Source organism: Klebsiella sp. 141203 (assembly GCF_032601985.1).
Classification (GTDB): domain Bacteria; phylum Pseudomonadota; class Gammaproteobacteria; order Enterobacterales; family Enterobacteriaceae; genus Klebsiella; species Klebsiella aerogenes.
This window is the reverse complement of the sequence record NZ_JAQIRL010000001.1, coordinates 417,132-436,716: the sequence shown is the minus strand read 5'-3', so window position 1 is coordinate 436,716 and position 19,585 is coordinate 417,132. Positions and strand designations below refer to the sequence as shown.

Below are 19,585 nucleotides of genomic sequence, written 5' to 3'. Positions count from 1 at the left end.
ATTCGAGACGTGAAAGAATTCACACCGGCAATGAAGGGTGGTCAATTGTTACTAAATGTAACCTAAGCTTGAGGCAGCTCTAGCGCTATGTAATGTGTTAAATAACGAGTAAACGCTGCATCGTCAATCGCTTGCATCCCCAGCGCGTAAATGCCATCCAGCCCGCAAACCAGGGCAATCAGACGCCAGGCGATATTTTCTGCTGTATCCTGCGGCTTAAATTCACCGGCGTCGGCGCCGCGATTAATCGCCGTTACCGTTTCGTCATGCCACATGCTCATGGTAAGCAGATACGCGGCCTTAATTTCCTCATCGCTATCGGACAAAATCTGCGCTTCCCGCCACAAGCGGATATAGGGCTCTAGACGGCCATCTTCGCTGCCGAGTAATGAAAACAGGCGTTCGCTCCAGGAGGCGTCATCGGTCAACAACTGGATATCGAGCATTTCGCGGATCAAGCGGACAAAGGCCTGCGCTTTTAGCTCGCCGGTCGAGGCAAAATGATGATGTAACTGACCTGCGGCGACGCCGGCCTCGCTGGCTATCTGGCGCACGGTCATGGCGCTGAATCCGCCGTTTAGCGCCACCCGCATGGCGGCCTGCATGATAACTTCCCGACGCGCTTCCCGATTTAAGTAGTGCATAGCGACCCGTGACAAAAAGGTGATAGGGCGATGGTAACAAAAAGTTGGACAGACGTTCAACAATCCGGCAGGATCGCAATCCTGGACGCGTGTCCAATTTCGAAAATTGAGGAAAAGTAGTATGTCTCGGCAATGGTTAACGCTGATGGCGATTTTGCTGGTTTATATCCCGGTAGCAATTGACGCAACGGTGCTGCATGTGGCCGCCCCGACGCTCAGCGTCGCGCTTGGCACCAGCGGCAATGAGCTACTGTGGATCATTGATATCTATTCGTTGGTGATGGCCGGTATGGTGCTGCCGATGGGCGCATTAGGCGATAAAATCGGCTTTAAGCGCTTGCTGCTGCTCGGTAGCGCCATTTTCGGCATCGCTTCGCTGTGCGCCGCGCTGTCGCCGTCGGCGATAATGCTGATTATCTCCCGGGCGCTGCTGGCGGTTGGCGCGGCGATGATCGTGCCGGCGACGCTTGCCGGGATCCGCGGCACTTTCGCCGAAGCCAGCCAACGTAACATGGCGCTGGGATTATGGGCCGCCGTGGGCTCCGGCGGCGCGGCATTTGGCCCGCTGGTGGGCGGCATGCTGCTGGAACACTTCTATTGGGGATCTGTTTTCCTGATCAACGTGCCAATCGTGCTGCTGGTCATCGCCATCAACGCTAAGGTCGTGCCCCGTCAGCCCGCACGCCGCGAGCAGCCGCTGAATCTGCCGCAGGCGCTGATCCTGATTGCGGCCATTCTGATGCTGGTATTTAGCGCTAAGTCAGCGTTAAAGGGGCAACTGGCGCTGTGGTTGATTGCGCTGGTGGCCATCGGCGGCGCGGCTATGCTGACCTGGTTTGTCCGCAAGCAGCTGTCGATGCCCACGCCGATGGTGGATATGCGTCTCTTCACCCACCGCATTATTTTGAGCGGGGTGATGATGGCGATGACCGCGCTCATTACGCTGGTCGGTTTTGAATTGCTGATGGCGCAGGAGCTGCAGTTCGTACATCAGAAAACGCCGTTTGAGGCCGGGCTGTTTATGCTACCGGTGATGGTCGCCAGCGGCTTTAGCGGGCCGATTGCCGGAATGCTGGTGTCGAAACTGGGGCTGCGGCAGGTGGCGACCGGCGGTATGTTGCTGAGCGCGTTGAGTTTCCTGGGTCTGTCGATGACCGACTTCAGCACCCAACAGTGGCAGGCGTGGGGGTTAATGACGCTGCTGGGCTTTAGCGCCGCCAGCGCGCTGCTGGCGTCAACGTCGGCGATCATGGCGGCGGCGCCGAAAGAAAAGGCTTCGGCGGCAGGCGCCATTGAGACCATGGCCTATGAACTGGGCGCGGGGCTCGGTATTGCGCTGTTCGGCCTGATCCTGACCCGCAGCTACAGTTCGGCGATTGAACTGCCTGCCGGGATTGGCGGTGAAGCAGCGGTACAGGCCTCATCGTCCATCGGCGAGGCGATGAAGGTAGCGCAATCCCTACCTGCGATACCGGCGGATTCACTAATCGCGGCGGCGAAAACCGCATTCATCAGCGCTCACAGCATTTCTCTGGCAACGGCTGGCGTTCTGCTGTTGTTACTGGCGCTGGGGATCTGGCGCGGGCTGGCCAATACGCCGGCGCCACGGTAATGTCATAGCTGAAGAGAAAGCTCCATCGCCGCGCGACGCAGCGGCGCCAGGGCTTTCTCCTTCAGCGCCGCGGCGCTCATCGAAGAGGCGGGAACGCCAACGTTTAGCGCTGCCACCACCTGGCCGCTGCGCGACAGCAGCGGTACCGCGAGCGAGCATAATCCAACTTCAATTTGTCGGTCCGCCAGCGCATAGCCCTGCATGCGAACTTTGGCGATTTCCACGCGCAATGCCGTGGGGTCGCACAGGGTATACGGGGTATAGCGCATAAGATGTGCTCGTGACAGTGTCACTTCAAGTTGTTCTTCTGGCAGCGCGCTCAGCAATACCCGTCCCATTGAAGTCGTCCATGCCGGGAGGCGGCTGCCGCGCCCCAGATCGACGCTCAGTAAGTTATTGACCGCCGCGCGGGCGATATACAGCACGTTGTCGCCATCAAGGGTGGCGGCGGAGCAGCTTTCACCTAACGTCTTACCAAGATTGTCCAGCGCCGTCTGCGCCACCTTCGCCAGCGGGGTTCCCGCCAGATAGGCATGGCCCACTGCCAGCACGCGCGGCAGCAGTTCATAGCTGCGGCCGTCCGGGCTGTGCACCATCCCCAGCGCCGCCAGGGTATACAGGCAGCGGCGCACCGCCGCGCGGGAAATTTGCGTTTTTTGACTTAACTGCGAAATGGTCAGCCGCTGGCGCTGCGGAGTAAAAGCATTGAGCACTTCCAGCCCGCGGGCGAGAGACAGCATAAAATTGGGGTCGTGCTCGGCCTGCCTGGCGCTCAGCGTAGTGTGGGTATTGTCGCTCATTGCATCTTTCTCCGTTGCAACTAAAAGCTCACGGGGCATCACTATACCGCGCGCAAACCAGGGCGCGCCGAATTGTGCCTGTTTTACCACCTCGATCACATTATTAACCGCAATTTAACAAGCGTACCGATAATCGCACAACATTTCGATTATCGCCGTTGACCATCCGCCAGGCTGGACCCTATTGTCAAAGCACAGACATCCCCGTTATGGATGTGGGTACAAAAAGTTATGCATCTTTCAGGAACAAAAAATGACTGCGACCGTAGAACGCATTGAGAGCTGGTTAGTGGATGTACCGACTATCCGGCCACATAAATTATCGATGACCACCATGGGCTGCCAGACGCTGGTCATCGTGCGCATTACCCGTTCCGATGGCGTATGCGGTATCGGTGAAGCGACGACCATCGGCGGACTGAGCTACGGCGTCGAGAGCCCGGAGGCTATCTCATCGGCCTTGACCCACTATCTAACGCCGCTGCTGAAAGGGCAGCCGGCGGATAACCTGAATGCGCTTACGGCGCGGATGAATAGCGCCATTAAAGGCAATACCTTTGCAAAGTCTGCCATTGAAACCGCCCTCCTTGATGCCCAGGGCAAAGCTTTAGGGCTACCGGTTTCGGCGCTGCTCGGCGGCGCGTTGCAAACGTCGTTGCCGGTGTTGTGGACGTTAGCCAGCGGCGATACCGCAAAAGATATTGCCGAAGGGGAAAAGCTGTTAGCCGAGCGCCGTCATCAGGCATTCAAGCTGAAGATTGGCGCACGGGAATTAGCCACCGACCTCCGCCATACCCGCGCCATTGTCGAAGCCTTAGGCGATCGCGCCAGCATTCGCGTTGACGTTAACCAGGCCTGGGATGCCGCAACCGGCGCGAAAGGCTGCCGCGAGCTGGCGGCGATGGGGGTCGATCTCATCGAACAGCCGGTGAGCGCACAGGATAATGCCGCACTGGTGCGCCTGAGCCAGCAAATCGAGACCGCAATTCTGGCGGATGAAGCGGTCGCGACCGCTTACGATGGTTACCAACTGGCGCAGCAGGGCTTTACCGGCGCTTACGCGCTGAAAATCGCCAAGGCGGGCGGGCCGAATAGCGTGCTGGCGCTGGCCCGCGTCGCGCAGGCAGCGGGGGTTGGCCTGTATGGCGGCACGATGCTGGAAGGGACCGTGGGTACCGTTGCTTCTCTGCATGCCTGGTCGACATTGCCGCTGCAGTGGGGAACCGAGATGTTCGGCCCGCTGCTACTCAAAGACGATATCGTCAGCGTACCGCTGACCTTTGCCGACGGTCAGGTGGTGTTGCCGCAAACGCCAGGGCTAGGTGTGGAGCTGGATGAAGACAAGCTGCGCTTCTATTCCCGTAAAGCATAACAGGAGAAAATAATGCTATTTAAAGTTGATATGACCGTTAATATTCCGATCGGTTTTCCCGCCGCCGAGGCGGATGAAATTAAACAACGCGAAAAAGCTTATTCGCAACAATTACAACGTGAAGGCAAATGGCGACATATCTGGCGCGTCGCCGGTCTTTACGCCAATGTCAGCATTTTCGATGTAAAAGATGCCGAAGAGTTGCATCAAATTTTAATGGGATTGCCGTTATATCCATTTATGGATATTCGCGTAGAGGCGCTGTGCCGTCATCCCTCGTCTATTCGTGAAGACGATAGCTAATAATAATAACCCATGACCTCATGCCGGGGTCACCCGGCAAATATCCTACAACGATAAGAGAGAATAATTATGAGTAATGCTTTCGTACAACAAGAAGCCGTGCAGAAATTATTACGTGAAGGCGCGGGGTTAAATGTTCCTGGCGGCAACGAACGCTTTAAAGCCATTGTCCACCGTTTGCTGGAAAATATCTGCACGCTGATCGATGACTATAACGTCACAGAAGAAGAGTTCTGGCACGCGGTAAACTATTTGCACGAGCTGGGTGGGCGCCAGGAAGCGGCGCTGCTGGCGGCAGGGCTAGGCCTTGAGCATTTCCTCGACCTGCGTCAGGACGCTATCGACGCGGCGGCACATCGTGAAACCGGCACCCCGCGCACCATCGAAGGGCCGCTGTATGTAGCCAATGCGCCGCTGGCCGACAGCCATGCCCGCATGGATGATGGCACCGATGCCGGCGAAGTGATGTGGCTGCACGGCCAGGTTAAAGATAGCCAGGGCCAGCCGATCGCTAATGCCATCGTTGATATCTGGCATGCCAATACTCTGGGTAATTATTCGTTCTTCGATCAGAGTCAGAGCGATTACAACCTGCGTCGTCGTATCCGCACCGGTGCCGATGGCCGTTACAGCGTACGCAGCATCATGCCGTCAGGCTACGGTTGTCCGCCGGATGGACCGACGCAGAAACTGCTGGACCAACTGGGTCGCCACGGCAACCGTCCGGCGCATATTCACTTCTTCGTCTCCGCGCCGGGCCATAAACATCTGACCAGCCAGATCAACCTCAGCGGCGACAAATACCTGTGGGATGATTTTGCCTTTGCCACCCGCGATGGTCTGATTGCCGACCCGGTGAAAGTGAGCGACCGCCAGACGATTGCACAGCGTGAACTGGACGGAGAACACACCGAAGTGCGCTTTGATTTCACCCTCTGTAAAGCGCTGAGCCCCGACGAAGAGCACCGCGGCACCCGTCTGCGCGCCAAAGAGTAATCTGCTTTAGCGGCCCCGGCTACGCTGCTGGCCCGGGCCGCGCTCTGCACCCGATAGTCACCACATTCGCCAAATATCTTTAATCCTGAATCCTGCAGGAGGAGTTAACTCATGCAAAAAACGCTATCAGCGCTTAAAGACAAAATTAACAACGCGTTAATTGTCGACCGTGAAAATCATATTTACCGTTGCCACCGTTCTATATTTACCGATCAGCAGTTATTTGATTTTGAAATGAAACATATCTTCGAAGGTAATTGGGTTTTTCTTGCCCATGAAAGTCAAATTGCCGAACCGGGAGACTATTATACCCTGACGCTGGGACGGCAGCCGGTTATTATTACTCGCGATAAAAAGAATGAATTAAATGCATTAATTAATAGCTGTGCCCACCGCGGCGCCATGTTATGCCGACGCAAAACCGGGAATAAAAATTCGTTCACCTGTCCGTTCCACGGCTGGACCTTCAGCAATAACGGTAAATTATTAAAAGCCAAAGATGAGAACACCGGCGCCTATCCCGATACCTTCAAACATGAAGGGTCTCACGATTTGCAAAAACTGCCGCGTTTTCAGTCTTACCGCGGCTTCTTATTCGGTAGCCTCAATGCGGACGTGCAGCCGCTGGAGGAGTATCTCGGCGAAACCCGCAAAATCATCGATCTGATCGTCGATCAGGCGCCGGAAGGGCTGGAAGTGCTGAAGGGCTCGTCGAGCTATGTTTACGAAGGCAACTGGAAGCTGGGCGCGGAGAACGGCGCCGATGGTTATCATGTCAGCGTGGTGCACTGGAACTACGCCTCTACCATGTCACGCCGCAACTATGAAGCGGAAGGGACGCATGCGGTTGACGCCAACGGTTGGTCAAAGAGCGTCGGCGGCGGCTACGGTTTTGACAATGGTCACATGTTGCTGTGGACCCGGGCGCTGAACCCGGAAGTGCGCCCGGTCTATGCCCACCGCGAGCGTCTGCAGGCGGAGTTCGGTGAACTGCGCGCCGACCAGATGGTTAACGAAACCCGCAACCTGTGCCTTTATCCCAACGTCTACCTGATGGATCAGTTCTCTACCCAGATCCGCGTGATCCGCCCGATTGCGGTCGATAAAACCGAAGTCACTATCTGGTGTTTTGCGCCGAAAGGGGAATCCGACCAGGCGCGGGCGTTACGCATCCGCCAGTACGAGGATTTCTTTAACGTCAGCGGAATGGGGACGCCGGACGATCTGGAAGAGTTCAGCGCCTGTCAGCGCGGCTATCTTGGCGAAAATCTGCCATGGAGCGACCTCAGCCGCGGCGCGCTACGTTGGGTCGAGGGCCCGGATGAACACGCCAGGCACGCGGGCTTTACGCCGCGGCTAAGCGGGGTGAAATCGGAAGATGAAGCGCTGTATATCGCTCATCACCACCACTGGCAAACGGTCATGCTGGCGGCGCTGGAACAGGAACAGCAGCGTTACGACCAGTCCATTACCCAGCGCGTGGAGGTGGCCTGATGTTGAATATCGAACAAGTTCGCCAGTTTCTCTATTACGAAGCCCGTCTGTTAGATGACCGTCAGTGGGATGAGTGGCTGAGCTGTTACAGCCCGCAGGTGGTCTACTGGATGCCGGCATGGGGCGACGATGACCAGCTGACGCGCGACCCGCAAAAAGAGATTTCCCTTATCTACTACCCCAACCGGGAAGGACTGGAGGATCGTGTCTACCGTATTAAAACCGAACGTTCCGGCGCCAGCACACCGGAGCCGCGTACCACGCACATTATCAGCAATGTCGAGCTGATGGGCGAGAGCGATGAGGGGCTTGCGGTGCGCTACAACTGGGTCACCTGGAGCCATCGCTATCAACACACGGATGCCTATTTTGGCTCTACCTGCTGCACGCTAATTGAGCAGGACGGCAGGCCGCAGATCGTACGTAAAACGGTACGCCTGAATAACGACTATATCCGTCAGGTTATCGACGTGTACCACATTTAAGAGGCGCTTATGACTTTTAATATTGCTCTTAATTTTGAGGACGGCATTACCCGCTTTATTCAATGCAATGCTGGGGAGAAAGTACTGGATGCGGCCTATCGCCAGAAGGTAAACCTGCCGATGGACTGTTCGGACGGCGTTTGCGGCACCTGCAAATGCCATTGCGCCAGCGGTGAATACGATCTGGGTGAAGATTATCTCGACGAGGCGTTAAGCGATGACGAAGCGCAGGCTCGCCAGGTGCTGACCTGCCAGATGGTACCGACCAGCGATTGTGTGATCGATGTGCCGGTGGCCGCCGCGCAGTGTAAAACCGCGTTGACCAACACCGGGGCGCAGGTGCGACAGGTGAATTTACTGTCCGATACCGCCATCGAACTGGTGGTCGCGCTGGATGAGCCGCTGGCTTTTCTACCGGGGCAGTACATCAACATTCAGGTACCGGGCACGCCTCATGTGCGCGCCTACTCATTCAGCTCGCTACCGGGTTCTGTCGAAGGGCGCTTCCTGATCCGTAACGTGCCTGGCGGCATGATGAGCCAGTGGTTAACCCAGCAGGCGCAGCCCGGAGATCGTCTGACTCTCAGCGGCCCCATGGGCAGCTTCTATTTACGCAGCGGCGAACGCCCGCTGCTCATGCTGGCGGGCGGCACCGGGCTGGCGCCGCTGCTGTCCATGTTACACACCCTGCAGACACAGGGTAGCCCGCGTTCGGTGACATTACTGTACGGGGTGACCCGTGACGACGATCTGGTGAAAACCGACGCGCTGGATGCGTTTAACCAGCAACTGACGGGATATCGCTGGCTGCCGGTGGTGGCGGATGAAAGCAGTTCCTGCCCGCAGCGCGGCTTTGTGACTGAACATCTTGACGATGCCATGCTGAATAACGGCGACGTCGACATCTATCTTTGCGGACCGCCGCCGATGGTGAATGCGGTCGCCACGGCGCTGCGCGAAAGAGGAATTTCCCCGGCAGGGTTCTGGTATGAGAAATTTATCGCCAGCCAGAGCGCGGCGGCATAAGGAGGCATGATGCGTTTTACCGATAAAGTCGTCGCTATTACCGGCGCGGCGCAGGGCATTGGTCGCCAGACCGCGGAACAGGCGGCAACTGAAGGCGCCGCCCTATTGCTGATTGACCGCTCGCCTTACGTGCACGAACTGGCTGCCGTTTTAGCCCAGGCCGGAAGCCAGGTACTGGCGCTGGAGGCTGACCTTGAGCAGTGGCAGAGTACCGAACAGGCGTTTGCCGCCGGGGTCGCGCATTTCGGCCGGCTCGACGTGCTCATCAACAACGTCGGCGGCACCATCTGGGCGCGACCTTTCGCCGAGTATCAGCCAGAACAAATTGAGAAAGAGATCCGCCGTTCGCTGTTCCCTACCTTGTGGGGCTGCCGCGCGGCGCTCCCCTGGATGCTGAAGCAGGGGAAAGGCAGCATCGTCAATATCTCGTCGGTGGCGACGGCAGGGGTGAACCGGGTGCCATACTCGGCGGCGAAAGGCGGCGTTAACGCGCTGACCCGGTCGATTGCTATGGAGTACAGCGGCAGCGGCATTCGGATTAACGCCGTCGCGCCGGGCGGCACGGAGGCGCCGCCGCGCCTGACGCCGCGCAACGATGAGCAGCCGAGCGAGCAGGAAAAGGCGTGGTATCAGCAGGTTGTCGATCAGACGGTGGAGAGCAGCCTGATGCATCGTTACGGCACGCTGGCGGAACAGGCGAATGCGATCCTGTTTCTCGCCAGCGATGAGGCCAGCTATATCACCGGCGTAACGATACCGGTGGCGGGCGGCGATCTCGGCTAGCGGCGGGTGGCATACCAGCAGAGCAGGGAGCCGAGACACACCATCCCGGCTCCCTGCCAGAAGGACCATGAGAGCGTGGCGCTGAGCAGTACTGCCGCCAGTGCGGAGGAGAGTACCGGCGTGAAGTACGAGGCCGCCGCCAGCAGGCTGACGTTGCCGTGCAGGATGCCAACGTTCCACGCCGCGTAGGCCAGCCCCAGCGCCACGGAGACCGTAATCAGCTTAATGACTACCGGCCAGCTAAACTGCATCGGCGGCTGCGTGCTGGCCAAAAACTTCAGCCACAGGGTCAGCGCCGTTAATAAGACGAAGAGGGTAATGCCATTTTTGCCTTTGGCATACTTCGCGGTCACCGTGCAGTAGGCTGCCCAGATAAATGCGCCGATAAATGCCAGAAAGTAGCTCAGCGGGCTCGAAATGACGTTATTGATAATTTCACTGAGGTTGAGTCCGTGCTCGCCGCCGAGCACCCAGCTCACGCCGAACAGCGCCAGTAGTAAGCCGGGGATCACCAGCCAGCTGCTTTTCTGACCGTTAAAAAGAATGGCGAACAAAATGGTCAGGCTGGGCCACAGGTAGTTGACCATCCCCACTTCGATAGCCTGCTGGCGGGTGGCGGCGAAACCCAGCGACAGGGCGAGGCAGATCTCGTAGCTGACAAACAGCACGCTGCCGGCCAACAGATAGCGGCGCGGGATTTGGCGCAGGTTGGGAAAGCCGACGGTGAAAATGAGCAGCAGGCCGCTCAGGCTATAAATCATCGCCGCGCCGCCGACAGGGCCAAGCCCTTCGCTAACGCCGCGGATCAAACCGACCATCGTGCTCCATAAGATAATGGCGGCGAAGCCGATTGACGTCGCTCTCTTTTTTTCCATGTTTAACCTGATAATGACTCAAACGCAGCCGGAATTTATAACATCTTTTGCCTCCCGGCGGTCGAACTTTTCCGCTTCGCATAACTCTTTGGGGTTAGTCAAATTCGTCGCCACTGACTCTTAAGGGGGCGAGCGTTGGCGACCTTGATTTGACGCAATAAAAAAAGGGATATTGCTGTTAGTTTCCTCCGCGCGATGAACAAACATCCTGCATGGAGGAATCAATGGACGTCAGCCGCAGAAAGTTTTTTAAAATCTGCGCAGGCGGTATGGCCGGAACAACAGCTGCTGCACTGGGCTTTGCCCCTAAAATGGCGCTGGCTCAGGCACGCAATTTCAAATTGCTGCGCGCAAAAGAGATCCGCAACACCTGCACTTACTGCTCCGTGGGCTGCGGGCTATTAATGTATAGCCTGGGCGACGGCGCGAAAAACGCCAAAGAAGCGATTTATCATATCGAAGGGGATCCGGATCATCCGGTAAGCCGCGGCGCGCTGTGCCCGAAAGGCGCCGGTCTGCTGGACTACGTCCACAGCGAAAATCGCCTGCGTTATCCGCAATACCGCGCTCCGGGCTCGGATAAATGGCAGCGCATCTCCTGGGATGAAGCTTTTAACCGCATCGCCAAACTGATGAAAGCCGACCGCGACGCCAACTTTATTGAAAAGAACGAGCAGGGCGTGACGGTTAACCGCTGGCTTTCCACCGGGATGCTGTGCGCCTCGGCGGCGAGTAATGAGACCGGCATGCTGACGCAAAAATTTGTGCGCTCGCTCGGCATGCTGGCGGTAGACAACCAGGCGCGCGTCTGACACGGACCAACGGTAGCAAGTCTTGCTCCAACATTTGGTCGCGGTGCGATGACCAACCACTGGGTTGATATCAAAAACGCTAACGTCGTGATGGTGATGGGCGGCAACGCCGCGGAAGCGCATCCGGTGGGATTCCGCTGGGCGATGGAAGCGAAGAACAATAACGATGCCACGCTTATCGTTGTCGACCCACGCTTTACGCGTACCGCGTCGGTGGCCGATATCTATGCGCCGATTCGCTCCGGTACCGACATTACGTTCCTGTCGGGCGTGCTGCGCTACCTGATCGAAAATAATAAGATCAATGCCGAGTACGTAAAGCATTACACCAATGCCAGCCTGCTGGTACGGGATGATTTTACCTTCGAAGATGGCCTGTTCAGCGGCTACGATGCGGAAAAGCGCCAGTATGATAAATCGTCCTGGAACTACCAGTTCGATGAAAATGGCTACGCGAAACGCGATGAAACGCTCTCCCATCCGCGCTGCGTGTGGAATCTGCTCAAGCAGCACGTTTCCCGCTACACGCCGGAAGTGGTCGAAAATATCTGCGGTACGCCGAAAGAAGACTTCCTCAAAGTGTGCGAGGTACTGGCTTCAACCAGCGTCGCGGATCGCACCACCACCTTCCTGTATGCGCTCGGCTGGACGCAGCACACCGTCGGCGCGCAGAACATCCGCACCATGGCGATGATCCAGCTGCTGCTCGGCAATATGGGTATGGCAGGCGGCGGCGTCAACGCGCTGCGCGGACACTCCAATATTCAGGGGCTGACCGATTTGGGCCTGTTGTCGACCAGCCTGCCGGGTTATTTGACGCTGCCGTCCGATAAACAGAGCGATCTGCAAAGTTATCTTAGCGCCAACACGCCGAAAGCGACGCTGGCCGAACAGGTGAACTACTGGAGCAACTACCCGAAATTCTTCGTCAGCCTGATGAAATCGTTCTACGGCGATGCGGCGCAGAAAGAGAACGACTGGGGCTTCAACTGGTTGCCGAAATGGGATCAGGCTTACGACGTTATCAAGTACTTCAATATGATGGATAACGGCAAAGTCACCGGCTATATCTGCCAGGGCTTCAACCCGGTTGCGTCCTTCCCGGACAAAAACAAAGTGGTTCGTAGCCTCAGTAAGCTGAAATATATGGTGGTTATCGACCCGCTGGTGACCGAAACTTCGACCTTCTGGCAGAACCACGGCGAGTCCAATGATGTCGACCCGTCGGCTATTCAGACCGAAGTCTTCCGTCTGCCGTCGACCTGCTTTGCCGAAGAGGATGGCTCGATCGCCAACTCCGGTCGCTGGCTGCAGTGGCACTGGAAAGGCCAGGACGCGCCGGGCGAAGCACGCAACGATGGCGAAATTCTTGCCGGGATCTATCACCGTCTACGTGAGCTGTACCGTCGCGAAGGCGGTAAGGGCGCGGAACCGCTGCTGAAAATGAGCTGGAGCTATAAGCAGCCAGATCATCCGGAATCGGAAGAAGTAGCAAAAGAGAACAACGGCTACGCGCTGGCGGATCTCTACGATGGCAATGGGGTGCTGCTGGCGAAAAAAGGACAGTTGCTGAATAGCTTCGCGTTACTGCGCGATGACGGCAGCACCGCGTCATCTTGCTGGATCTACACCGGCTGCTGGACCGAGCAGGGTAACCAGATGGCGAATCGCGATAACGCCGATCCTTCTGGGCTTGGCAATACGCTGGGATGGGCCTGGGCCTGGCCGCTCAATCGCCGCGTGTTGTATAACCGCGCATCAGCTGACATTAACGGCAGGCCGTGGGATGCGAAGCGGATGCTGATCCAGTGGAACGGCAGTAAGTGGGTCGGTAATGATATTCCGGACTTCAATACCGCGCCGCCGGGGAGCAACACCGGGCCGTTTATTATGCAGCAAGAGGGGCTTGGGCGCCTGTTTGCGCTCGATAAACTGGCGGAAGGGCCGTTCCCGGAACACTACGAGCCGATGGAAACGCCGCTTGGCACCAACCCGCTGCACCCCAATGTGGTCTCAAGCCCGGTGGTGCGTTTGTATGAAGATGATGCCCTTCGCCTGGGTAAGAAGGATAAGTTCCCGTATGTCGGTACTACCTATCGTCTGACCGAACACTTCCATACCTGGACCAAACATGCGCTGCTTAACGCAATTGCGCAGCCGGAACAGTTTGTCGAAATCAGCGAAGGGTTGGCGAAAAGCAAAGGTATCGTTAACGGCGATTGGGTGAAAGTCAGCAGCAAGCGCGGGTTTATTCGCGCGGTTGCCGTGGTGACCCGCCGACTGCGCACGCTGAACGTCAACGGGCAGCAGGTAGAAACCGTCGGTATCCCGCTGCACTGGGGCTTTGAAGGCGTGGCCCGTAAAGGCTATATCGCCAACACCCTGACGCCTAATGTCGGCGATTCCAACTCGCAAACGCCGGAGTATAAGGCGTTTCTGGTCAACATCGAGAAAGCGTAAGGAGCGATTAAATGACGATGGAAACACAAGACATTATTAAACGCTCCGCGACCAACCCGATAACTCCCGCGCCACGCGCGCGGGACTATAAGGCGGAAGTCGCCAAGCTTATCGATGTCTCCTCCTGCGTAGGCTGTAAAGCCTGCCAGGTGGCCTGTTCCGAGTGGAATGACATTCGTGATGAAGTGGGGCACTGCGTCGGCGTGTACGACAACCCGGCGGACCTCAGCGCTAAATCCTGGACGGTAATGCGCTTTAGCGAGACCGAACAGAACGGCAAGCTGGAGTGGCTTATCCGCAAAGATGGCTGCATGCACTGCGAAGAGCCGGGCTGCCTGAAAGCCTGCCCGTCCGCCGGGGCGATCATTCAGTACGCCAACGGCATTGTCGATTTTCAGCAGGAAAACTGCATCGGCTGCGGTTACTGCATAGCAGGGTGCCCGTTTAATATCCCGCGCCTCAATAAAGAGGATAACCGGGTCTATAAATGCACGCTGTGCGTGGATCGGGTCAGCGTTGGTCAGGAACCGGCCTGCGTGAAAACCTGTCCTACCGGCGCTATCCACTTCGGCACGAAAAAAGAGATGCTGGAAGTGGCGCAGGAGCGGGTGGATAAGCTTAAAAAACGCGGTTATGCCAATGCCGGGATTTACAACCCGCAGGGCGTTGGCGGCACCCATGTGATGTACGTACTGCATCATGCCGACCAGCCGGAGCTGTATCATAAGCTGCCGAAGGAGCCGCAGATCGACACCAGTATCAATCTATGGAAGGGGGCGCTGAAACCGCTGTCGGCGGCGGGCTTTATCGCTACCTTTGCTGGGCTGATTTATCACTACATTGGTATCGGGCCGAACAAGGAAGTTGATGATGACGAGGAGGAACACGATGAGTAAATCGAAAATGATAGTGCGCACCAAATTCATCGACCGCGCCTGTCACTGGACGGTGGTTATCTGTTTCTTCCTGGTGGCGCTGTCGGGGATTTCGTTTTTCTTCCCGACGCTACAATGGTTGACGGAAACCTTCGGCACCCCGCAGATGGGGCGTATCCTGCATCCGTTTTTCGGCGTGCTGATTTTTGTCGCGCTGATGTTTATGTTTGTGCGTTTTGTCCACCACAATATCCCTGATAAACAGGATATCCCCTGGCTGAAAGGCATCGTGGAGGTTCTGAAAGGCAACGAACATAAGGTTGCGCGCGTCGGGAAATATAACGCCGGGCAGAAGATGATGTTCTGGACCATTATGAGCATGATTTTTGTGCTGCTGGTGACCGGGATGATTATCTGGCGCCCGTATTTTGCGGAATATTTTCCGATTCCGGTTATCCGTTACAGCCTGCTGATACACGCCACTTCGGCAATTATCCTGATCCATGCGATCCTCATCCATATGTATATGGCATTCTGGGTTAAAGGGTCGATTAAAGGCATGATTGAAGGTAAGGTCAGCCGCCGTTGGGCGAAGAAACATCACCCGCGTTGGTATCGCGATGTCGAACGTCTGGAAGCGCAAAAAGAGAGCCGTGAGGGAATGAAGTAAGCCTTTACGGGGGAAACCCGCTCCGAAGATATTGGGGCGGGCTCCCGGCATTCAGCAGTTAGTGATAAGTGTATCGATTGAATCAATGACCCCCTGACGTGCACAACTCAGATTACAGACGAAATCCTGTGGCTGGATTCGTTTATTATTTAAATTACTGATCATCGGCGTACAAAGTAAAAAGCTGTCAAACTCTATATTTATCCTTGGGGCGACATGCTGATGCCAACGAGGTAACTGTCGCGCCCGCATTAAAGGAATAATGACTCTAGTGGCCAGGTCAGCATAGTAATCATTCTGCACTATCATATAATACGGCAGGGTGTTATTTGTTTGTGCAGAACAATTTCGATAGACATTGAATTGTTCAAGCATCATAGCACCCTGAAAAATTCATCATCTGTGAGAGTACCTGCTTTTGCAATAAATTCATTCATTGCGGCAATGAATTCCTTATGCTGTTGCTGTTTATCGGCTTCACGTAAATCCTTTCCTGCCTGCGCTGACTCCTTCTGGGCTGGCACGTCAATACATCTTTTACGTAGCGTATTACTTTTCATCGTTGGCTCCTTACTGGTGGTTCAGTGATTATTCTCTTTACTCACATAAAAATAAACCTCAGCAGTAAGTTTAATATTTATTTTGCGAGCCGGATTCCAGCGCAACGCAACAGATGAAATATTAACGTTTGTTGTAATAACCCTTTGCGCAGGGGGAATACTGCGCAAAGGTGATAAAACCATTCCATTAAAATTTCTCAGGAATAAACCGGAAAGGAAAATGAGTCGGTTTCACTTTGCCAATTTTACGTTTCGGTAGGGTAATGTGTTCCGTTGGTAGCGACTCGTAGGGGATCTGCGAAAGCAGGTGGGTAATAATATTCAGGCGCACGCGTTTTTTATCTTCCGAGCGGGCGACAAACCACGGCGCCCATGCAGTATCGGTGGCGGCAAACATCGCATCGCGCGCTGCGGTGTAATCATCCCAGCGGTTGAAAGATTTAATATCCATCGGCGATAGTTTCCAGATTTTGCGTCCGTCATCAATACGGTCGCGCAGGCGCCGTTCTTGTTCCTGCGGCGTCACCTCCAGCCAGTATTTCAGTAAAATAATGCCGGAATCGACCATCCCACGCTCCACCATTGGCGCGCCGTCGAGGAATTTTTGCACCTCCTCCTCGGTACAAAATCCCATCACCCGTTCAACGCCGGCCCGGTTGTACCAGCTGCGATCGAAAATCACTATCTCCCCGGCGGCGGGAAGATGTTTGATATAACGCTGAAAATAGAGCTGGCTGCGTTCGCGCTCGGTTGGGGCGGGCAGGGCGACAACACGGAAAACCCGCGGGCTGACGCGTTCGGTTATCGCTTTGATGGTGCCGCCTTTGCCGGCGCCATCGCGTCCCTCGAATACGATGCATACCTTAAGCCCTTTATGCACGACCCACCGCTGTAGCTTGACCAACTCAACGTGCAGTTTACGCAATGCCTGCTGATATTCTTTCTCGCTTAACGGCTCCGTTTTGGCGGGTATGACGGGCGCAACGGCTTTCTTCTTGTTTCCCATGGCTGTCCTCATGCGTGGTGGCCTGAAAGGCAGGTCGCTGTTTAAAGTGTAATCAGAGCCAGACAAAGCGGCGGAAAACTTCTCATCTGCCTGAGAGAAAAGATAAGCATTAAGCGCGCCATCTCACTGCTGCTTAATCAGGAATCGGGTAGGATAGGCTGGTTAATTAACTGAAATCATTCAGGGAGAGAGTATGTCGAATAAACTTTTGCAAGTGCACTTTGCTTTTAGCGGCCCGTTTGGCGATGAAATGTCGACGCAATTAGCCGAACTCGCGCAATCTATTAACCACGAGCCCGGTTTTATCTGGAAGATCTGGACGGAGAATAGCGTTACGCAGGAAGCCGGTGGCATATATCTGTTTGAAGATGAACAAAGCGCGCAGGCTTATGCGAAAAAACACGCCGCCCGCCTGCGGCAATTTGGCGTGCAGGAGATGTTCTACAAAATTTTCGACGTCAATTTAGCGCTAAGCCAGATTAACCACGGGCCGCTCAATTAAAATGAGACCGTGGTTACATATAGCGTTCAAACTGCCAGGCCGCCACGGCTTCGAGGATAAACAGCCCGGATACCACGATTCCCGCCACGCGATGGCGGGAATAGAAAAGTATTCCCGCGACCACGGCTAACACCGGTAACGTAATGGGCCAGCAGGCGACAATAGTAATCCAGGCGATGATCAGATAATCCTTCATCATGGCGAATACTCCGTGGTCAATGTTTACCGGCGCGAACGCTGCGCCGGTATAAATCAGAATTCAACGACGCCGCCTTGTTCAATACGGTCAATATCATTGGTGACAGGATTCACCTTTTCGTTGTAATAGGTGTAGGCATTAACGTCGGGAGTCATCGTTAATTTTGGTTGTTCCGTTTTCGATTCAGGCGATTCTGTCTGTGGATTAGCGGCAAGGTCTGCCGGTTCCGGCGGCGTATAGTGTAACTGGTCGGCGAGACTGCCCGCCGCGAAGGCGCTAGCGTTAATAGAAAGCGCGCTGATGGCGATAATAATTAATTTTTTTAAAGTCATAAATTTCATCCATGAGACGAAACCCGCCACGGCGGCAGGTAAAAAGAGCAAGGTTTAAGATAATACGTAAAAGAAGTTAATGTTTCAAAGCGTAATCGCCCTCTGCTAGTATAAAGTTGCTACTCCTCGGTAATTCTTTATGGTAGCTACTTGTATTACCGAGCATTCCCCATGTCCTTGTCTTTAATTTCACATTAATGCAGCAAAATTTTCACTAGTTTTGATCATCTCCGCACTTTTGCACCAGCCCGGTGCGCAAGGTTGCTAAAGTCGTTCTATGTTTAGCTCACTGTCGGTATGGACACCAGCGTTCCCGGCAGGCCACGTGACGGCAACAGACCTCCTGACCTGTAAAGACTGGCGCATTGCCGGGTGGTACCGATTGCGGTCACGCTACGCGACTATTAGTAATCGATCTGGCGATACCTCTCTTCCTGGCGGGTTTTTTGCTTTATCTACCGAAGCCGCTACGGCTTATTCCAGCATTGGCACGTTACGCTGTAAGTGGTTTTTACTGCGCCAGTTTATGGCGTCTGTTCGATATCGCTGAGGACTATCCGAATGTCTTTAAAACTTAAAAAGTTGACTCTGCATTTTGCAATAGCAGGTTGTTTGAGCGCGGCATTTTACGCACAGGCGGATGTGAAGATTGGCGTGGCCGGCCCCTTTACCGGGCCGAATGCGACCTATGGCGCCCAATACTGGAAAGGGGCATCGCAGGCGGCGGCTGATATTAATGCCGCTGGGGGAATTAAAGGCGAAAAAATTGTGCTGGTGCAGGGCGATGATGCCTGTGAACCCAAGCAGGCGGTGGCGGTGGCTAACCGCCTGGTTGACGACTCCGGCGTCTCGGCGGTGGTAGGCCACTTCTGCTCTTCCTCGACAATGCCCGCCTCCGAGGTCTATGACGAAGCCGGGATCCTGACCATCACGCCGGGTTCCACCAATCCGCAAATCACCGAACGCGGAATGAAAGATATGTTCCGCATGTGCGGGCGCGATGACCAGCAAGGGGTGATTGCCGCCAACTACATGCTGGATGTGCTGAAGGCGAAGAAAATCGCCGTCATTCACGATAAAGACACCTACGGTCAGGGATTAGCCGACGCGACGCGCGCGGCGCTGGCTAAACGCGGGACGAAAGAGGTGTTGTATGAAGGCCTATCCCGCGGGGAAAAAGACTTTAATGCCCTGGTAACCAAAATCGGCGCCCTGAAACCGGATGTGGTTTATTTCGGCGGCTGCCATCCGGAAGCCGGCCCGCTGGTGCGCCAGATGCGCGAGCAGGGCGTCCAGGCTAAGTTCTTCTCCGGCGACTGCGTGGTGACCGAAGAGTTGGTTACCGCCGCGGGCGGGCCGCAGTTTACCAATGGCGTGTTAATGACCTTCGGTAAAGATCCGCGCACCATTCCTGAAGGTAAAGCGGTGATCGACAAATTCCGCGCCAGCGGTTTTGAACCGGAGGGCTATACCCTTTACGCCTATGCTTCAATCCAGGCTATCGCCGCGGCCTATAACGCTGCCGGTACCGATAATGCCAAAGCCAGCGAATGGTTGAAAAACCACAGCGTCGATACCGTGATGGGTAAAAAAGCCTGGGACGGCAAAGGCGACCTGAAAGTATCGGATTACGTGGTTTATCAATGGGATGATAAAGGCAAATATCATCAGCTGTAACCCAGGATTGTAGTGCGCATAACGCCCTCATCAGAGGGGCGTCGTACCACCGTAAGCAGCAGACGTTAAGGCCTCTGCGTCTGCTGCACCTTGACTGGCAGG

20 protein-coding genes and 1 pseudogene are annotated in these 19,585 nt (G+C 55.5%); 13 read left to right on the top strand and 8 right to left on the bottom strand.

Annotated elements, in window-relative coordinates; genetic code table 11:
- Window positions 1-62: 62 nt before the first annotated feature.
- A complete protein-coding gene (locus PGR29_RS02200; protein ID WP_087859567.1) occupies window positions 63-644 on the bottom strand; it encodes a TetR family transcriptional regulator in 582 nt (193 codons plus the stop codon).
- Window positions 645-765: 121 nt separating this feature from the next.
- Here PGR29_RS02200 and PGR29_RS02195 point away from each other — a divergent pair, with 121 nt between their 5' ends.
- A complete protein-coding gene (locus PGR29_RS02195; protein WP_316423973.1) occupies window positions 766-2,256 on the top strand; it encodes an MFS transporter in 1,491 nt (496 codons plus the stop codon).
- A gap of 2 nt (window positions 2,257-2,258) precedes the next feature.
- Here the strand turns inward: PGR29_RS02195 and PGR29_RS02190 are convergent, their stop codons facing one another.
- Complete coding sequence (locus tag PGR29_RS02190; protein WP_271032587.1) at window positions 2,259-3,095, bottom strand: IclR family transcriptional regulator domain-containing protein; 837 nt, start codon at window positions 3,093-3,095, stop codon at window positions 2,259-2,261.
- Window positions 3,096-3,265: 170 nt separating this feature from the next.
- Here PGR29_RS02190 and PGR29_RS02185 point away from each other — a divergent pair.
- The 7 genes and pseudogenes from PGR29_RS02185 (at window position 3,266) to PGR29_RS02155 (ending at window position 9,515) form a co-directional block, all read left to right on the top strand.
- Window positions 3,266-4,428: pseudogene (locus PGR29_RS02185) on the top strand (muconate cycloisomerase family protein).
- 12 nt (window positions 4,429-4,440) lie between these two features.
- The gene (gene catC / locus PGR29_RS02180; protein WP_015366454.1) at window positions 4,441-4,731 is read left to right on the top strand and encodes a muconolactone Delta-isomerase; all 291 of its coding nucleotides are present in this window, start codon (window positions 4,441-4,443) and stop codon (window positions 4,729-4,731) included.
- Window positions 4,732-4,800: 69 nt separating this feature from the next.
- Entirely contained in the window at window positions 4,801-5,727 is a 927-nt protein-coding gene (catA, locus tag PGR29_RS02175; RefSeq protein ID WP_087859571.1) for a catechol 1,2-dioxygenase, read from the top strand.
- Between the two features lie 111 nt (window positions 5,728-5,838).
- A complete protein-coding gene (locus PGR29_RS02170) occupies window positions 5,839-7,221 on the top strand; it encodes a Rieske 2Fe-2S domain-containing protein (RefSeq protein WP_271032586.1) in 1,383 nt (460 codons plus the stop codon).
- The gene (gene benB, locus PGR29_RS02165; RefSeq protein WP_087859573.1) at window positions 7,221-7,706 is read left to right on the top strand and encodes a benzoate 1,2-dioxygenase small subunit; all 486 of its coding nucleotides are present in this window, start codon (window positions 7,221-7,223) and stop codon (window positions 7,704-7,706) included. Before PGR29_RS02170 ends, benB begins: the two co-directional genes overlap by 1 nt.
- A gap of 9 nt (window positions 7,707-7,715) precedes the next feature.
- Window positions 7,716-8,732 carry a benzoate 1,2-dioxygenase electron transfer component BenC gene (gene benC, locus PGR29_RS02160; protein WP_271032585.1) on the top strand — a complete coding sequence of 339 codons (1,017 nt, stop codon included), beginning with the start codon at window positions 7,716-7,718 and terminating at the stop codon, window positions 8,730-8,732.
- A 9-nt stretch (window positions 8,733-8,741) separates the two neighbouring features.
- Window positions 8,742-9,515: a 1,6-dihydroxycyclohexa-2,4-diene-1-carboxylate dehydrogenase gene (locus PGR29_RS02155; protein WP_271032596.1), complete on the top strand. Its 774-nt coding sequence runs from the start codon at window positions 8,742-8,744 to the stop codon at window positions 9,513-9,515.
- Here the strand turns inward: PGR29_RS02155 and yddG are convergent.
- On the bottom strand, window positions 9,512-10,390 hold the full coding sequence (yddG, locus tag PGR29_RS02150) for an aromatic amino acid DMT transporter YddG (RefSeq protein ID WP_271032584.1): 879 nt from the start codon (window positions 10,388-10,390) through the stop codon (window positions 9,512-9,514). The two genes, PGR29_RS02155 and yddG, sit on opposite strands and share 4 nt — an antisense overlap.
- A gap of 224 nt (window positions 10,391-10,614) precedes the next feature.
- On the opposite strand from yddG, the gene fdnG reads away from it, so the two are divergent.
- Genes fdnG through fdnI form a run of 3 tightly spaced genes read left to right on the top strand, consistent with a single transcriptional unit; the run spans window position 10,615 to window position 15,207 of the window.
- A complete protein-coding gene (gene fdnG, locus PGR29_RS02145) occupies window positions 10,615-13,662 on the top strand; it encodes a formate dehydrogenase-N subunit alpha (protein WP_316423972.1) in 3,048 nt (1,015 codons plus the stop codon).
- An 11-nt stretch (window positions 13,663-13,673) separates the two neighbouring features.
- Window positions 13,674-14,558 (top strand): formate dehydrogenase subunit beta, encoded by an 885-nt coding sequence (gene fdxH, locus PGR29_RS02140; RefSeq protein ID WP_316423971.1) that lies wholly within the window; start codon window positions 13,674-13,676, stop codon window positions 14,556-14,558.
- Window positions 14,551-15,207, top strand: coding sequence for a formate dehydrogenase-N subunit gamma (gene fdnI, locus PGR29_RS02135; protein WP_316423970.1), 657 nt, complete (start codon window positions 14,551-14,553; stop codon window positions 15,205-15,207). The genes fdxH and fdnI overlap by 8 nt, the downstream gene beginning before the upstream one ends.
- A gap of 51 nt (window positions 15,208-15,258) precedes the next feature.
- Here the strand turns inward: fdnI and PGR29_RS02130 are convergent, their stop codons facing one another.
- From PGR29_RS02130 to ppk2, 3 genes are all read right to left on the bottom strand, one after another.
- Complete coding sequence (locus PGR29_RS02130; protein WP_015705519.1) at window positions 15,259-15,585, bottom strand: CcdB family protein; 327 nt, start codon at window positions 15,583-15,585, stop codon at window positions 15,259-15,261.
- Window positions 15,582-15,767 (bottom strand): hypothetical protein, encoded by a 186-nt coding sequence (locus tag PGR29_RS02125; protein ID WP_113373308.1) that lies wholly within the window; start codon window positions 15,765-15,767, stop codon window positions 15,582-15,584. Before PGR29_RS02125 ends, PGR29_RS02130 begins: the two co-directional genes overlap by 4 nt.
- 187 nt (window positions 15,768-15,954) lie before the next feature.
- Window positions 15,955-16,773: a polyphosphate kinase 2 gene (gene ppk2 / locus PGR29_RS02120; RefSeq protein ID WP_213793986.1), complete on the bottom strand. Its 819-nt coding sequence runs from the start codon at window positions 16,771-16,773 to the stop codon at window positions 15,955-15,957.
- A gap of 193 nt (window positions 16,774-16,966) precedes the next feature.
- On the opposite strand from ppk2, the gene PGR29_RS02115 reads away from it, so the two are divergent.
- Entirely contained in the window at window positions 16,967-17,275 is a 309-nt protein-coding gene (locus PGR29_RS02115; protein WP_308958442.1) for a monooxygenase, read from the top strand.
- A 13-nt stretch (window positions 17,276-17,288) separates the two neighbouring features.
- Here the strand turns inward: PGR29_RS02115 and PGR29_RS02110 are convergent, their stop codons facing one another.
- Together PGR29_RS02110 and PGR29_RS02105 are read right to left on the bottom strand one after the other, a co-directional pair.
- Window positions 17,289-17,474, bottom strand: a complete 186-nt coding sequence (locus PGR29_RS02110) for a hypothetical protein (protein ID WP_045382390.1) — start codon at window positions 17,472-17,474, stop codon at window positions 17,289-17,291.
- Between the two features lie 53 nt (window positions 17,475-17,527).
- Window positions 17,528-17,806: a hypothetical protein gene (locus PGR29_RS02105; protein ID WP_087859583.1), complete on the bottom strand. Its 279-nt coding sequence runs from the start codon at window positions 17,804-17,806 to the stop codon at window positions 17,528-17,530.
- A 561-nt stretch (window positions 17,807-18,367) separates the two neighbouring features.
- On the opposite strand from PGR29_RS02105, the gene PGR29_RS02100 reads away from it, so the two are divergent.
- The gene (locus PGR29_RS02100) at window positions 18,368-19,483 is read left to right on the top strand and encodes a branched-chain amino acid ABC transporter substrate-binding protein (protein WP_015366474.1); all 1,116 of its coding nucleotides are present in this window, start codon (window positions 18,368-18,370) and stop codon (window positions 19,481-19,483) included.
- The last annotated feature ends 102 nt before the right edge of the window (window positions 19,484-19,585 follow it).